15 protein-coding genes are annotated in these 14,038 nt (G+C 59.0%); 6 read left to right on the forward strand and 9 right to left on the reverse strand.

The window, feature by feature from the left end; genetic code table 11:
* Window positions 1-481: 481 nt before the first annotated feature.
* The 6 genes from ruvB to aspS all read right to left on the reverse strand — a co-directional run bounded on the left by ruvB (window position 482) and on the right by aspS (window position 5,782).
* Entirely contained in the window at window positions 482-1,489 is a 1,008-nt protein-coding gene (ruvB, locus tag ACL2XF_RS09910; RefSeq protein WP_410015345.1) for a Holliday junction branch migration DNA helicase RuvB, read from the reverse strand.
* A gap of 8 nt (window positions 1,490-1,497) precedes the next feature.
* On the reverse strand, window positions 1,498-2,118 hold the full coding sequence (ruvA, locus tag ACL2XF_RS09915; protein WP_410015346.1) for a Holliday junction branch migration protein RuvA: 621 nt from the start codon (window positions 2,116-2,118) through the stop codon (window positions 1,498-1,500).
* A 101-nt stretch (window positions 2,119-2,219) separates the two neighbouring features.
* Window positions 2,220-2,741 (reverse strand): crossover junction endodeoxyribonuclease RuvC, encoded by a 522-nt coding sequence (ruvC, locus tag ACL2XF_RS09920; protein ID WP_410015347.1) that lies wholly within the window; start codon window positions 2,739-2,741, stop codon window positions 2,220-2,222.
* 40 nt (window positions 2,742-2,781) lie between these two features.
* Window positions 2,782-3,525 carry a YebC/PmpR family DNA-binding transcriptional regulator gene (locus ACL2XF_RS09925; RefSeq protein WP_410015348.1) on the reverse strand — a complete coding sequence of 248 codons (744 nt, stop codon included), beginning with the start codon at window positions 3,523-3,525 and terminating at the stop codon, window positions 2,782-2,784.
* A 23-nt stretch (window positions 3,526-3,548) separates the two neighbouring features.
* Entirely contained in the window at window positions 3,549-3,992 is a 444-nt protein-coding gene (gene nudB, locus ACL2XF_RS09930; RefSeq protein WP_410015349.1) for a dihydroneopterin triphosphate diphosphatase, read from the reverse strand.
* Window positions 3,992-5,782, reverse strand: coding sequence for an aspartate--tRNA ligase (gene aspS / locus ACL2XF_RS09935; protein ID WP_410015350.1), 1,791 nt, complete (start codon window positions 5,780-5,782; stop codon window positions 3,992-3,994). The genes nudB and aspS overlap by 1 nt, the downstream gene beginning before the upstream one ends.
* A 330-nt stretch (window positions 5,783-6,112) precedes the next feature.
* On the opposite strand from aspS, the gene ACL2XF_RS09940 reads away from it, so the two are divergent.
* Entirely contained in the window at window positions 6,113-6,679 is a 567-nt protein-coding gene (locus ACL2XF_RS09940; protein WP_413728521.1) for a hydrolase, read from the forward strand.
* A 441-nt stretch (window positions 6,680-7,120) separates the two neighbouring features.
* Here ACL2XF_RS09940 and ACL2XF_RS09945 read toward each other — a convergent pair whose 3' ends face one another.
* Window positions 7,121-7,447 carry an AAA family ATPase gene (locus ACL2XF_RS09945; RefSeq protein ID WP_413728800.1) on the reverse strand — a complete coding sequence of 109 codons (327 nt, stop codon included), beginning with the start codon at window positions 7,445-7,447 and terminating at the stop codon, window positions 7,121-7,123.
* A gap of 226 nt (window positions 7,448-7,673) precedes the next feature.
* On the opposite strand from ACL2XF_RS09945, the gene ACL2XF_RS09950 reads away from it, so the two are divergent.
* The 4 genes from ACL2XF_RS09950 (at window position 7,674) to cmoB (ending at window position 10,786) form a co-directional block, all read left to right on the forward strand.
* Entirely contained in the window at window positions 7,674-8,489 is an 816-nt protein-coding gene (locus tag ACL2XF_RS09950) for a DUF72 domain-containing protein (protein ID WP_410015352.1), read from the forward strand.
* Window positions 8,490-8,589: 100 nt separating this feature from the next.
* Window positions 8,590-8,985 (forward strand): MAPEG family protein, encoded by a 396-nt coding sequence (locus tag ACL2XF_RS09955; protein ID WP_410015353.1) that lies wholly within the window; start codon window positions 8,590-8,592, stop codon window positions 8,983-8,985.
* Between the two features lie 89 nt (window positions 8,986-9,074).
* Window positions 9,075-9,818, forward strand: coding sequence for a carboxy-S-adenosyl-L-methionine synthase CmoA (gene cmoA, locus ACL2XF_RS09960; RefSeq protein WP_410015354.1), 744 nt, complete (start codon window positions 9,075-9,077; stop codon window positions 9,816-9,818).
* Window positions 9,815-10,786: a tRNA 5-methoxyuridine(34)/uridine 5-oxyacetic acid(34) synthase CmoB gene (gene cmoB, locus ACL2XF_RS09965; protein ID WP_410015355.1), complete on the forward strand. Its 972-nt coding sequence runs from the start codon at window positions 9,815-9,817 to the stop codon at window positions 10,784-10,786. Before cmoA ends, cmoB begins: the two co-directional genes overlap by 4 nt.
* A gap of 102 nt (window positions 10,787-10,888) precedes the next feature.
* Here the strand turns inward: cmoB and cutC are convergent, their stop codons facing one another.
* On the reverse strand, window positions 10,889-11,647 hold the full coding sequence (gene cutC, locus ACL2XF_RS09970) for a copper homeostasis protein CutC (RefSeq protein ID WP_410015356.1): 759 nt from the start codon (window positions 11,645-11,647) through the stop codon (window positions 10,889-10,891).
* Window positions 11,648-11,744: 97 nt separating this feature from the next.
* Between cutC and ACL2XF_RS09975 the strand changes: the two genes are divergently transcribed.
* Complete coding sequence (locus tag ACL2XF_RS09975) at window positions 11,745-12,890, forward strand: MalY/PatB family protein (protein WP_410015357.1); 1,146 nt, start codon at window positions 11,745-11,747, stop codon at window positions 12,888-12,890.
* Here ACL2XF_RS09975 and ACL2XF_RS09980 read toward each other — a convergent pair.
* The gene (locus ACL2XF_RS09980) at window positions 12,887-13,456 is read right to left on the reverse strand and encodes a VOC family protein (RefSeq protein ID WP_410015358.1); all 570 of its coding nucleotides are present in this window, start codon (window positions 13,454-13,456) and stop codon (window positions 12,887-12,889) included. The genes ACL2XF_RS09975 and ACL2XF_RS09980 overlap by 4 nt on opposite strands.
* Window positions 13,457-14,038 lie beyond the last annotated feature (582 nt).

Here is a 14,038-nt window from a genome sequence, read left to right on the forward strand (position 1 = left end):
GCCGTTGCTTAGTCGTTGATATTGATTTTGCTTCTGACCTTGAACGTGCTTTTGACCTTAGACCGGCATCAAGCGCGCTGACGGCACGGTGCACGACCGGACGAGCCGCAGGGATGCGGCGAGAGCTAAGGCCCGCGCCGGGAGCGCGTGCCTTGTGGTCCAAAGGGCGTGAACCGGGACGGAAGGCACCGCGCAGCGGCGCGCGACCTGCCGGAAGCCCGGGGGTCGAGGGGGCCGGGGCGACTGCCGGCCCATCGTCGATTGCCCGCACGGGGCAATATATAACACCGCGACGTGTGGCAAGCGAAACTTTCCTCACTGTCGAAAAAGCATGTGCCCCACACGGCAAGAGAAACTCACCCAGCCGTCATTAAAAACATGTGCCCCACACCGGAAGCGAAACTTACTCAGCGTTCAAAAGGCGCCGACCCACACAACAAGCAAAGCAACGCCGCCTGTACCGTCGACGATTAATGCCTCTCTAAAGCTCCCCGCGCACTATGCCAAAATGCTTATACGCAAACGCCGTCGCAATTCTCCCCCGCGGCGTGCGCTGGATAAACCCCTGCTGGATCAAAAACGGCTCGATCACATCCTCGATGGTTTCCCGCTCCTCGCCGATAGCCGCCGCCAGGTTATCCAGCCCCACCGGGCCGCCGATAAACTTATCAATAATCGCCAGCAGCAGCTTACGGTCCATAAAATCGAAACCTTCGGTATCGACATTGAGCAAATTCAGGGCGTTGACCGCCACATCATCGGTAATATTGCCCTCGGCGCGAACCTCGGCAAAATCCCTTACCCGCCGCAGCAGGCGATTGGCGATACGGGGCGTGCCGCGGGCGCGTTTGGCAATTTCATGGGACCCGGCCTCCGTGATGCTAAGCTCCAGGCATTGGGCGCTGCGTTTGACGATATGCTGCAAATCCGCCACCTGGTAAAATTCCAGACGCTGGACAATGCCGAAGCGATCGCGCAGCGGGGATGTGAGGGAACCGGCGCGGGTGGTGGCGCCCACCAGGGTAAAGGGCGGCAGCTCGATTTTAATCGATCGGGCGGCAGGCCCGTCGCCTATCATGATATCCAGCTGGTAATCTTCCATCGCCGGGTAGAGTACCTCTTCCACCACCGGCGACAGGCGATGAATCTCATCGATAAACAGGACATCATGCGGCTCAAGATTGGTGAGCATGGCCGCCAGGTCGCCCGGTTTTTCCAGTACCGGGCCGGAGGTAGTGCGCAGGTTAACACCCATCTCGTTGGCAACGATATGCGCCAGGGTGGTCTTCCCCAATCCCGGCGGACCGAAAATCAGTAGATGATCGAGCGCGTCGCCGCGCATTTTGGCCGCCTGGATAAAGATTTCCATCTGCTCGCGCACGTGGGGCTGCCCGATATAATCTTCCAGGGTTTTCGGCCGGATGGCCCGGTCGATAATCTCTTCTTCTATCACCACGCCGGCGGAAATCAAACGGTCTGCTTCAATCATCCTCTACCTCACAGCGCGGCGCGCAGGGCGTCGCGGATCATCGATTCGCAATCGGCATCCGGCCGGGCCACTTTACTGACCATGCGGCTGGCCTCCTGAGGCTTATAACCCAGGGATACCAATGCCGCAACCGCTTCCGCTTCCGGATCGGTATCCGGCTTGCCGCTGGCCGGCGCGGTAAGCGGCATATCGCTGCCGCCGCCCAGGGCAAACAGTTCGCCGTTCATGCCCTTGAAGCGATCTTTCATTTCCACCACCAGCCGTTCGGCGGTTTTGGTGCCGACGCCGGGTAATTTGACCAGCGCGTTGATTTCCTGCCGTTCAACGGTGTTGACGAACTGCTGGGCCGACATGCCGGAAAGGATGGCCAGCGCCAGCTTGGGGCCGACGCCGTTCACTTTGATCAGCTCGCGAAACAACGCGCGTTCCTGTTTGTTGGTGAAGCCAAACAGCAGTTGGGCATCTTCCCGCACGATAAAATGCGTATAAATGATCGCTTCCACGCCGGTTTCGGGCAGCGCATAAAAACAGGTCATGGGCATATGGATTTCATAACCCACGCCGTGGATCTCAAGCAGCACCAGCGGTGGTTGTTTTTCCAGAATGATGCCTCTAAGACGTCCGATCACAGTAACCTTCCTTTCAGGGCTTATTTGTCATATGGCGATGGCATGTTTATAACATAATAAAGGCTGGATGAATATCCAGCCGGTTCGGGCCGGGGGCGTCTTTACCCCAGGCGGCCCCGGGAAAGATTAAGGCGGCTGTTGCCTAGGCGCAGCGCGTTCTGGTTGACATGGCAGTGAGTAATGGCAATCGCCAGGGCGTCGGCGGCATCCGCCTGGGGGCTGGCGGATAGTTTGAGCAGTACGCGCACCATATGCTGTACCTGGCTTTTGTCCGCCGAGCCGGTGCCGACCACCGTTTGTTTCACCTGGCGCGCGGCGTATTCAAACACCGGCAGCTCATGGTTCATCGCCGCCACGATGGCGACGCCGCGCGCCTGGCCGAGCTTAAGCGCCGAGTCGGCGTTTTTCGCCATAAACACCTGCTCGATGGCGAAAAAATCCGGCTGGAACTGGGTGATGATTTCGCTGACGCCGGCATAAATGAGCTTTAGCCGGGTGGGCAGGTCATCCACCTTGGTGCGGATACACCCGCTGCCAAGATAGGTGAGCACCCGTCCCTGCTGGCGTAAAATGCCGTAACCGGTGATGCGGGAACCCGGGTCGATACCGAGGATAATCGTCATATCCGGGCACCGCCCAGGCTGCCGTCACACCGGAAGTCCGTCACAGCGTCGCCGCCACCTCGTCGGAGATTTCGCCGTTATGGTAGACTTCCTGGACGTCGTCGGAGTCTTCCAGCAGGTCAATCAGCCTGAGCAGCTTGGGCGCGGTTTCCTCGTCCAAATCGGCCTTGGTGGAAGGAATTAACCCCACCTCGGAAGAATCGGCGTGTAATCCGGCGGCCTCCAGGGCGTCCTTGACCCGGCCGAAATCTTCCGGCGTGGTGTAGACATCGATAGCGCCGTCGTCATAGGTCACCACATCTTCCGCGCCGGCTTCCAGCGCCGCGTCCATCACCTGATCTTCCGTCAGGCCCGGGGCATAGGAAATCACGCCTTTTTTGGTGAACAGGTAGGAGACCGACCCGTCGGTGCCCAGGTTGCCGCCGGTCTTGGTAAACGCGTGGCGGACCTCGGCCACGGTGCGATTACGGTTGTCGCTCAGGCACTCCACCATGACCGCCGTACCGCCGGGGCCGTAACCTTCGTACACAATGGTTTCCATTTGCGTATCGTCGTCGCCGCCGACGCCGCGCGCGATGGCGCGGTTAAGCGTGTCGCGCGTCATATTATTCGCCAGCGCCTTGTCCACCGCGGCGCGCAGGCGCGGGTTGGATCCCACGTCGCCGCCGCCCAGGCGCGCGGCGGTCACCAGCTCGCGAATGATTTTGGTAAAAATCTTGCCTCGTTTACTGTCCTGAGCCGCTTTACGATGCTTGGTGTTGGCCCACTTACTATGACCTGCCATAACTCTCTCCGAAATAAGCCTTCTCAGGCCGGATAAATAACAAATTCTTCAATCGCCTGCCGATTGCTCCAGGATTTGGTCAGTAAGGCCGCCTCGGCGGCCGGCAGCCAGCGGTAAGCCAGATGTTCGCTGATTGCGGGTACCCGTTCAGAGGGTAACGTTAAACTGAACCAATATTCTGTATTGCGCGTCACTCCCGGCGCATATCGGTGGCGCAAATGACTGAAAATTTCAAATTCGATACAACGCTCGCAGTCCCGCAGTTCAAGATGCTCGGCGTCGATATCGATGCCGGTCTCTTCCCTGACCTCGCGCCTGGCGGCGGCGGCCGGCGATTCACCGTCCTCAAGGCTGCCGGTCACCGACTGCCAGAACTGCGGGTCATCCCGCCGCTGCAACATCAATACCCGGCCGCTGTCGCCGGCGTAAATAACGATCAGCACCGATACCGGGCGTTTCCAGACCATTATTGCTGCCCGCGTTCCGCCGCTTCCTTGCCCTTGCCAATGACGGCAATAGACAATTCCGCCAGGGCGGCGGGGTTGCCGAAGCTCGGCGCGTCGGTCATCGGATCGGCGGCCGCGGTGGTCTTGGGAAAAGCGATAACGTCACGGATATTGTCGGTGCCGGTCAGCAGCATCACCAGGCGATCAAGGCCGAAGGCCAGGCCGGCATGGGGCGGCGTGCCGTATTTCAGCGCATCGAGCAGGAAACCGAATTTTTCCCGCTGTTCATGCTCGGTGATGCCGAGAATGCCGAACACCGTCTGCTGCATTTCGCTGCGATGGATACGCACCGAGCCGCCGCCGACCTCATAGCCGTTCAACACCATGTCGTAGGCGTTGGCGACGGCGTCCAGCGGCGCGGCCGCAAGCGCGTCGGGATCCATGGCCAGCGGCGCGGTAAAGGGATGGTGCATGGCCGCCAGGCCGCCCTCGTCGTCTTCTTCAAACATTGGGAAATCGATCACCCACAGCGGCGCCCAGCGCGTCTCGTCGGTCAGTTGCAGGTCGCGGCCCAGCTTCAGGCGCAGCGCGCCCAGCGCGTCGGTGGTGATTTTATAACGATCCGCGCCGAAGAACAGGATATCGCCGTCCTGAGCGCCGGTGCGGGCGAGGAGGGATTCAAGCACGGCGGCGTCGAGGAATTTGGCCACCGGGCTCTGTATTCCGTCGAGACCCTGGTCGCGCTTATTGACCTTGATGTAGGCCAGGCCGCGGGCGCCGTAGATTTCAATAAACTTGCCGTATTCGTCGATCTGCTTGCGGCTCAGTTGGCCCCCGCCGGGAACGCGCAGCGCCGCCACCCGGCCTTTGCTGTCGTTGGCGGGGCCGGAGAATACCTTGAACTCAAGGTCTTTCACCAGGTCGGCGACGTCGACGATTTCCATGGGGTTGCGCAGATCGGGTTTATCGGACCCAAAGCGGCGCATCGCCTCGGCATAGGTCATCACCGGGAACGCGCCCAGATCGACGCCTTTGATTTCCTGCCACAGGGTGCACACCAGACGCTCCATGACCTCGCGCACCTGTCCGGCGCTCATGAAGGAGGTTTCCACATCGATCTGGGTAAATTCGGGCTGGCGGTCGGCGCGCAAATCTTCATCGCGAAAGCATTTCACGATTTGGTAATAGCGATCAAAACCGGACATCATCAATAACTGCTTGAACAGCTGCGGCGACTGCGGCAGCGCATAAAACTTGCCTTTGTGCACCCGGCTGGGCACCAGGTAGTCGCGCGCGCCTTCCGGCGTGGCCTTGGTCAGCATCGGGGTTTCGATATCCAGGAAGCCCTCGCCGTCCATAAAACGCCGCACGACGCTTGTGATACGCGCGCGCGCCTTCAGGCGCTGCGCCATTTCCGGACGGCGCAGGTCCAGGTAGCGATATTTCAGCCGCTGCTCTTCGGTATTGGTTTGATTTGAATCGAGAGGCAGGGGTTCGGAGCGGTTGATGATGGTAAGCTGCGTCGCCAGCACTTCCACCGCGCCGGTGGCCATCTCTTTATTGATCTGGCTGTCGGGACGCGCCCGTACGATGCCGGTCAGCTGGATGCAAAATTCGTTGCGCAATTCGGCCGCGCGGCTGAACGCCTCCTGGCGATCGGGGTCGAAAAAAACCTGCGCCAGCCCCTCGCGATCCCGCATGTCGATAAAAATCAGACCGCCGAGGTCCCGGCGGCGGTTAACCCAGCCGCACAATGTCACTTCCTGGCCTACATGGGACAAATTGATCTGTCCGCAATATACAGTACGCATAACGATATCCTTGATTTTCAGCCCATGCCGTCCCGCTCGGTAAAGCGGGCCAGGGCTGTTATTCATTAATGACGAAAGTGGCGGCGATGCATCGGTATTTTGCCGGCGTTCGAAAGGCGGCCATTATAAAGGAAATTCACCCGCAGGATAAGCCCGTCAGCACCCTGCGCGCCCCGGCTGGCTAAATAATTATTCATTAACATATTTATTAACAAAAATTCACCTTTGGGCGCTGTCATCCCCCCACCCGGATAACATACCCTCTTGCGGTGGCGATATGAACAGGCTGCGGCCTGGATCGAGGGTATTGTTATCAACCGGAGATATTTTATGCTTAAACTCGACCCCGCGCGCACCGCGCTGGTACTGATTGATCTGCAGCAAGGGATCCTGCCGTTTGCCGGCGGTCCATACAGCGGTGAACAGGTGGTGGCGAAAGCCGCCTCCCTGGCCGCGCGCTTTCGCGCCGCCGGCGCGCCGGTGTTCCTGGTGCGTGTCGGCTGGTCGCCGGATTTTGGCGATGCGCCGAAACAAACGGTGGATGCGCCCACGGGGGCAAGAAGCCTGCCGGAAGACTGGTGGGAATTCCCCGAACAGTTGGGCGTGCAGGACAGCGATATCCGCATCCAAAAACGCCAGTGGGGCGCATTCTACGGCACGGATTTGGATTTGCAGCTGCGCCGGCGCGGCATCGGCACCGTGGTGCTGGGGGGCATCGCCACTAATATCGGCGTGGAATCCACCGCGCGCAATGGCTGGGAAATGGGCTACGAGCTGGTGCTGGTGGAGGATGCCTGCAGCGCCCATAACCAGGAGCAGCACGACGGCAGCATGCAAAACATTTTCCCGCGCATTAGCCGGGTGCGCTCCACCGACGACGTTCTGGCCGCCTTCTAGCCTGTGCGGGGATACCGCGCCGGTACACCGGCGCAGGCTGGCGCCAGGACGGCCCGGTGCCCGCTCCAGCGTTTATCTTTCAGGCTATCAGGGGGATGGCCGGGCCATCCCCCTGATAGGCGAAAATAGGGAACGTATTGCTGACGGTGGGGAAAACTGGCCGCTTACGACATTGACGCCGGTTACCGCGTTGCGATTTTTACAGGCCAGCAAAAAATGGACTCTAAATGTAGCCTTTTTATATATTGGCTTTTTTTGTGCCGGAGATGTGGCACATCAATACCGCAGGCGTAGCTGCGGTGCTCGCAATAGCTACAGTAATTGCCGATGGCTTGGCCATAGGGGATATATTCCCTTTTCCCAGCGGTGAACACGCGGTATTACGCGGTCGCATTATCATCTTTTTTTCTCTCCGTGGTTAATAAATAGGCCGGGACAGGATTATCCATAAATTCGATTTTTCTCTATAATCCGTAAACCCAGCGACAACATGTTCTTGCCGGGTATGGCTGGGCGCCACGTTAAACGGCAGTGGGTCATGCAACGGGTTCCCCGTCCGGACGTTCCTGTTTCCCTGCTGTCGCAGCGTACGTATTGCCAGGGCGCCGGTGACTTTTCTGATGCCGATAAAAAAGTGCCCATGGCAAACGCGATGGCGAAGGGAATACGGGTTTTACCCGTGGCGTTATCGCCAATAATAACATTGAGGCGCTCCTCAAGTTGCAATTCCAATAATTCAAAGCATTTAAAATTTCTTAAAAAAGAGATTTAATTTTCATCGGACAATCCATTATGTCGTGTTTATTTTTATTATGCAGTAGTGTTGTATTAACGGCCATGGTAAAAATAGCAGCCTCGCTGCGCGCGGTATTAGCCCGTCCCCGGCGCGCGGGCAGCATAAATACGGGGCACCGTGCAGCTATAGCATTCATCTGTTATTATTAATATGCTAAGATATTTTATCAACCGCTTACGCTAAGGATGATTAACTCTCATGTTTATCGGCTTGCCGCAATGGCAACATAGCGCGTGGAACGCCATCGGCATTACCGGCCTGGCGGAGTATGCCCGTTATTTTAACTGCGTCGAGGGTAATACCACGCTGTATGCCCTGCCCGATCCGGCGCGGGTTTATGACTGGCACGCCATGACCACCGACGGTTTTCGCTTTTGCTTCAAGTTTCCCGCGGCTATCAGCCACCAGGGCGGCTTGCGCGATTTCCGCGCGCCGCTGGCGCAATTTTACCAGGTACTGGATCCCTTGGCCGGGCGCATCGGCCAGTATTGGCTGCAGTTGCCTGCCGCCTTCGGCCCGGCGCAACTCGGCGACCTGTGGGCATTTCTCGATGCCTTATCCGGCGCGTTCAGCTATGGCGTGGAAGTGCGCCACCCGCTGTTTTTCGCCAAGGGCGACGACGAGCGGCGCCTTAACCGGGGATTGCAACAGCGCGGCGTCAGCCGGGTGATCCTCGACAGCCGCCCGGTGCATCAGGGCGCCGGCACCTCGCCCGCAATGCTGGCGGCGCGGCGGCAAAAGCCCAAGGTGCCGGTACATGCCGTGCTGACCGGCGATCGGCCGCTGGTGCGGTTTATCGGCAACGACGATATCGACGACAGCGCGCGGCTGTTTCAACCCTGGCTGGATAAACTGGCGTTATGGTCGCAAAGCCGCACCCCTTTTCTGTTTATCCATACGCCGGACATCGGCCACGCGCCGCGCCTGGCCCAACAAGTGTGGCCGTCCCTGGCGGCCAGGATCGGCGGACTCGGGCCGATCCCTCCCTGGCCGCAGCAGGACGCGTTGTTTTAACCTTGGCAAAACCGTTATTTTAAGCAGGATTTTAACGACAGCGCTGCACGGGCGGGATATTATTTGCCCGCTGCTCGTTTTCTGGGAAATGGAGTTAGAGATGGTGAGTGCGCTTTACGTGGTTTTCGGCGCCATGTTATTGATTAAATTATCATTGGATGTCGTTAAACTGCGAACGTTATATCGCGTGGCCTACGGCGACGGTGGATTTTATGAACTGCAGACGGCGATCCGCGTGCACGGCAATGCGGTGGAATATATCCCCATCGGTCTGGTGCTGCTGGTGATCATGGAAATGAACGGTACGCCGAACTGGACCCTGCATCTGTGCGGGCTGATGCTGATGGCAGGCAGAATCATGCACTCTCTGGGCCTGCGCCAGCGGGAATTCAGCTGGCGCCGCACCGGCATGAGCGCCACTTATGCGTCGCTTATCATGATGGTGTTGCTCAACCTCTGGTATCTGCCCTGGGAGCTGGTTTTCAGTTGGCGTTAAACCGCCGGCGGCATAGGGCGCGCAGACGCATGCTTTGTGCCGCTAATCTGTTAGAATAACGGCTTACCCTGAACAACCCCGATATTCCGATGACAAACCACGATAATCTTTTCTGCGCGCCCATTGCCAAATTGGGCGACTGGACCTTTGACGAGCGGGTAGCCGAGGTTTTCCCGGATATGATCCAGCGCTCGGTCCCCGGCTACTCCAACATTATTGCCATGATCGGCATGCTGGCCGGACGATTCGCCACCCCCGGGTCGCAGGTGTATGACCTCGGCTGCGCGCTGGGCGCCGCCACCCTGTCCATGCGCCGCAACATCACCGCCGACGATTGCCGTATTATCGCCGTGGATAATTCCGCCGCCATGGTGGAGCGCTGCCGCCGGCATATCGAGTCGTTTCGCGCCGCGACGGCGGTCACGGTTATCGAAGCCGATATCCGCGACGTGCCGATTACCAACGCGTCGCTGGTGGTGCTGAACTTCACGCTGCAATTCCTTGAGCCGGCGGATCGCCAACGGGTGCTCGACCACGTGTTTGCCGGGCTTAACCCCGGCGGCGCCGTGGTGCTGTCCGAAAAGTTAAGTTTTACCGACGCGGGCATCGGCGAACTGCTGTTCAACATGCATCATGACTTTAAGCGGGCCAACGGCTACAGCGAACTGGAAATCAGTCAAAAGCGCAGCATGCTGGAAAACGTCATGCTCACCGACACGGTGGAAACCCATAAGGAAAGGCTGCGCCAGGCCGGTTTCGGCCATGCCGAGGTCTGGTTCCAGTGCTTTAATTTCGGTTCTTTGATCGCCGTGAAACCGGAGAACGCGGCGTGACGGATTTTGGTGATTTTTATCAGCTGATTGCCAAAGGCCCGCTGAGCCATTGGCTGAATACCCTGCCCGCGCAGCTGAGCGCCTGGCAGCATGACGCGCTGCACGGCAAGTTCCGCCAGTGGTTTAACGCCGTCGAGCGCCTGCCCCTGCTGACGCCCCGGCGCCTGGACCTGCTGCGCGGCGTGACGGCGCAGGGCGAAGCGCCGCTGCCCCCGGGGCAAAAAGAGGGCGTCGAGTCCTTATTGCGCCAGTTGATGCCCTGGCGTAAAGGTCCCTTTTCCCTTTACGATATCGAGATCGATACCGAATGGCGTTCGGACTGGAAATGGGAACGGGTCGCGCCGCATATCAGCCCGCTGGCCGGACGCGTTATCCTGGATGTGGGCTGCGGCAGCGGTTATCACCTGTGGCGCGCGGTCGGCGCGGGGGCGCAGCTGGCGGTGGGCATTGACCCGATGCAGCTGTTCCTCTGCCAGTTCGAGGCGGTGCGTAAACTGCTGGGCGGGGATCAGCGCGCCCATCTGCTGCCGCTGGGGATCGAGCAATTACCCGATCTGGCGGCCTTCGACACGGTATTTTCCATGGGGGTGCTGTACCACCGGCGCTCGCCGCTGGATCATCTGCTGCAGCTTAAGAACCAATTGGTCAGCGGCGGCGAGCTGGTATTGGAAACCCTGGTGGTCGAAGGCGACGACAGGCAGGTACTGGTGCCGGGGGAACGTTACGCCCAGATGCGCAACGTCTTTTTTATTCCTTCCCCCGGCGCGCTGATGTTATGGCTGGAAAAATGCGGCTTTGAACAGGTACGGCTGGCGGATATGTCGCTGACCACCACCAACGAACAACGGCGCACCGCCTGGATGACCAGCGAATCGCTGGCCGATTTCCTGCATCCCGACGACCCCAGGCTGACGGTCGAAGGCTACCCCGCCCCGCTGCGCGCCGTGGTGATTGCCCGCAAGCCCTGACGTTGCCGCGCCGCGGATAAAAAAAAGCCCCAAGAAAGAGTCCGGGGCTTGGTACTTGCAAGCATCACGTGGGTTAGTTCGTGTGCGCGGCAAAATCAGCGGTCAGGCCGGCCGGTGCGCGGATGAAGGTGTTGACAGCGCATGCTTCATCGCCGCCACCATATCGCCGTCGACGCAATAGCGGGTAAATTCATCCGTTTCATTGTCGACGCTCATGCTTACACCCGCTTTGCGGTAACGCATCCCGGAAGCAACCACCTGTCTTGCGGAACTGTGCAGTTCACGGATGCCGATTTGCTGGAACTTATGCAAATTGGTCAATCGCACGCCAGCGCCTGCCATAATGATTGGACCACGGCTTTGGGCGTTCAGTTCCCTTAATAATGCTAAACCTGTTTCGGCGCTCTGCTGCTGGCCGGAGGTCAGGATGCGCGCCACCCCGAGATCGGTTAACTGCTGCAGGGCCTGGTAGGGGTTGATACACATATCGAAAGCGCGGTGAAAGGTCACCGCCACGCCGGTACATTGCGCCATGATGCGCCGCATGCGCGGCAAATCAATATGCCCCTCCTCGTCCAGCACGCCGACCACCACGCCGGGAAATCCCATGGCGCGTATGGCCGCTAAATCGTTAAGCATGCTGTCAAACTCAATTTCGCTGTAGCAAAAATCCCCGCCCCGCGGCCTCACCATGGGATGAACGGGCAGCGCCAGCCGCTCCCTCGCCAGCCGGAGCGTGCCGTGCGACGGCGTCAGCCCCCCTTCTTTCGGGGCCGAGCACAGCTCGATTCTGTCCGCTCCCGCTTGCTCCGCCGTTATTGCGCACTCAAGGCTATAGCAGCAGACTTCCAGTTTAGGCATTGTATACTCCTTATAGACGCCCCAGGATAACAGGCATTTAAAACACGGGCCTATGGCAGTCGCGATAATTTCTTATTTATCACCCAAGGAAATAACTATGGCATTCAACTTTGACGAAAGTATCGACCGACGTCACAGCGACAGTTATAAATGGCAAAAGTATCGCGATCGGGACGTGATCCCCCTGTGGGTAGCGGACACCGACTTTCGTTCGCCACCTTGTATTATCGAAGCATTGCACGCGCGCGTCGAGCACGGCGTATTTGGTTACGGCGCACCTCCCGCGGAGCTTGCCGCGCTGTTTGTCGAGCGCATGCTCACGCGTTATCAATGGCGCGTCAAACCCGAATGGTTGGTTTTTTTGCCGGGATTGGTAAGCGGCCTTAACCTGGCGGTACGCGCGCTGACGCAGGCGGATAGCAGCGTGGTGATTCCCGCGCCGATATATCCGCCGTTCCGCGCGGCGGCGCGCGGCGCGGAACGGGGACAGCGCCTGGCGCCGATGGTCCTGGCGGAGGAACGCTGGCGGGTGGATCTGGCGGCGATCGAACCGGAGATGGATGGATCGGAGCAATTGCTGATGTTATGCAATCCGCATAATCCGGGCGGCACCGTCTACCGGCGCGAGGAGCTGGCGCAGCACCTGGCGTTTGCGCAGCGCCACGATCTCCTGGTGTGTTCCGACGAGATTCACTGCGATCTGCTGTTGGAACCGGGCGTGGCGCATATCCCGTTCGGATCGCTCGGCGAGGATGCCGAACAGCGCTCCATCACCCTGATGTCGCCATCCAAGTCGTTTAATATCGCCGGCCTCGGCGCCTCGCTGGCCATTATCCCCAATGCGCGGCTGCGTATGAAATTTATCGCCCAGCGCAGCGGCATTGTGCCGAATGTGGATGTGCTGGCATATGTCGCCGCCACCGCCGCCTGGCGCGACGGCCAACCCTGGCTGGAGGAACAGCTCGACTACCTGCGCGGTAACCGCGATTGGCTGGCCGCGCGCATCAATACCCTGCCGGGGTTAAGCATGGCGGCGCCGGAAGCCACCTATCTGGCCTGGATCGATGCCGGCCGGCTTGGGGTGGACAATCCCCAGCGGTTTTTCGAGCAGGCGGGCGTCGGTCTTTCCCCCGGCGCGGATTTTGGCGATCCCCGGTTTGTCCGGCTGAATTTCGGCTGCCCCCGCGCTCTGCTGGTGCAGGCCGTGGAACGCATGGCACGGGCGGTGCAGGCGCTTGGCTAACGGCGCCCGTCCGCCTCATCGCTCACGATGGCTCGCAGGCTGTAGGGGTGGAACTTAATCGTGACCTGCCCATCGGTGACCGCCAGCGTCGGATTGGGCAACCGTTCTCCCGCCCCCGCCGGCGCGCTGTGTTTCAGGCTGATGTCGGGCGCCCCCAGGGCGGAATCGGCCAGCAGCGCCAGCGCCCGCCGCGCCAGCGTTTCCGGCGGTCCGGGCAGGACAATTTCGATATGCTCCCAGCCTTCATGGGGATAACGGCGCGGCCCCGGCCAGGGCAGTTCCACGCAGCCGATGCGCAGCGGCCCAACGGCGAGGGGCGACGGCAGCGCCAGCAGCGCGATGGCGCGACCATTGACGTCGTTTTTTTTCAGGCACTGGCCGCACTGCCGCCAGCCGTCGAACCAGCGCTGCGCCGTGGCGTCCTCATGGCAACGCAGCGCGATATGATCGACATAATGGTCGGCCAATTCCAGATGAAGGCGCGCGGCCAGCGCCGACAGCCGCTGTTCAAAATAGGTCAAATCAGTGACAAGATCCGCTAATTGCGGCACGGCGGTCCAATGCATCCTCATTCCCTTAATTAAAGTAGGACTAAAATTAACGCACCAAAATAACGCAGGCTAAGAAATATCTTATTTTGATACATAACTTAATGTTTCTTTAATGATGTTTACCAAAAACACTTTTTTATATTAACTTACCCGCTTGACGGCATGCGTAAGCGCCGCTGATGTCATTTATTAGCAATGAACTTTAAATGCTCAGTATTATCTTAAAGCGCTTTTGATGGATTGTATACGCCAGGTAATTACGTTATTTTCGAGATCGGTATTATTCTGAGTATATAATTATGATGTTATTAACATTGTGCATAATACTTGTTGTTATTGCGGTATTTTCAATACTTCAACATTTACGCACCCGGAATCGCAATCAGTTAGGCGCATCCAGAAAATCACGCAATCGTTAGCCCCCGCTTGCCCCACCGCGGGGTGAATCGCCTTGTTGCTGACCTTCTATCCAGCCCCCGCCCCACGTTAACTTGACACTGACCAGGCCGGTCATACTGACGCGACGCGCCGTTTATGGTATAAGCGGTGTTTCTTTTACTTTTCGACACGCGCCCGGCGGTTAGCCCCCCGCCGCGG

Source organism: Sodalis sp. RH19 (assembly GCF_047324215.1).
Classification (GTDB): domain Bacteria; phylum Pseudomonadota; class Gammaproteobacteria; order Enterobacterales; family Enterobacteriaceae; genus Acerihabitans.

Coding starts and splice junctions, on each gene's coding strand:
- ruvB (WP_410015345.1), bottom strand. CDS start 1,489: ATGATTGAAGCAGACCGTTTGATTTCCGCCGGCGTGGTGATAGAAGAA.
- ruvC (WP_410015347.1), bottom strand. CDS start 2,741: ATGACGATTATCCTCGGTATCGACCCGGGTTCCCGCATCACCGGTTAC.
- ACL2XF_RS09925 (WP_410015348.1), bottom strand. CDS start 3,525: ATGGCAGGTCATAGTAAGTGGGCCAACACCAAGCATCGTAAAGCGGCT.
- nudB (WP_410015349.1), bottom strand. CDS start 3,992: ATGGTCTGGAAACGCCCGGTATCGGTGCTGATCGTTATTTACGCCGGC.
- aspS (WP_410015350.1), bottom strand. CDS start 5,782: ATGCGTACTGTATATTGCGGACAGATCAATTTGTCCCATGTAGGCCAG.
- ACL2XF_RS09940 (WP_413728521.1), top strand. CDS start 6,113: ATGCTTAAACTCGACCCCGCGCGCACCGCGCTGGTACTGATTGATCTG.
- ACL2XF_RS09950 (WP_410015352.1), top strand. CDS start 7,674: ATGTTTATCGGCTTGCCGCAATGGCAACATAGCGCGTGGAACGCCATC.
- ACL2XF_RS09955 (WP_410015353.1), top strand. CDS start 8,590: ATGGTGAGTGCGCTTTACGTGGTTTTCGGCGCCATGTTATTGATTAAA.
- cmoA (WP_410015354.1), top strand. CDS start 9,075: ATGACAAACCACGATAATCTTTTCTGCGCGCCCATTGCCAAATTGGGC.
- cutC (WP_410015356.1), bottom strand. CDS start 11,647: ATGCCTAAACTGGAAGTCTGCTGCTATAGCCTTGAGTGCGCAATAACG.
- ACL2XF_RS09975 (WP_410015357.1), top strand. CDS start 11,745: ATGGCATTCAACTTTGACGAAAGTATCGACCGACGTCACAGCGACAGT.
- ACL2XF_RS09980 (WP_410015358.1), bottom strand. CDS start 13,456: ATGCATTGGACCGCCGTGCCGCAATTAGCGGATCTTGTCACTGATTTG.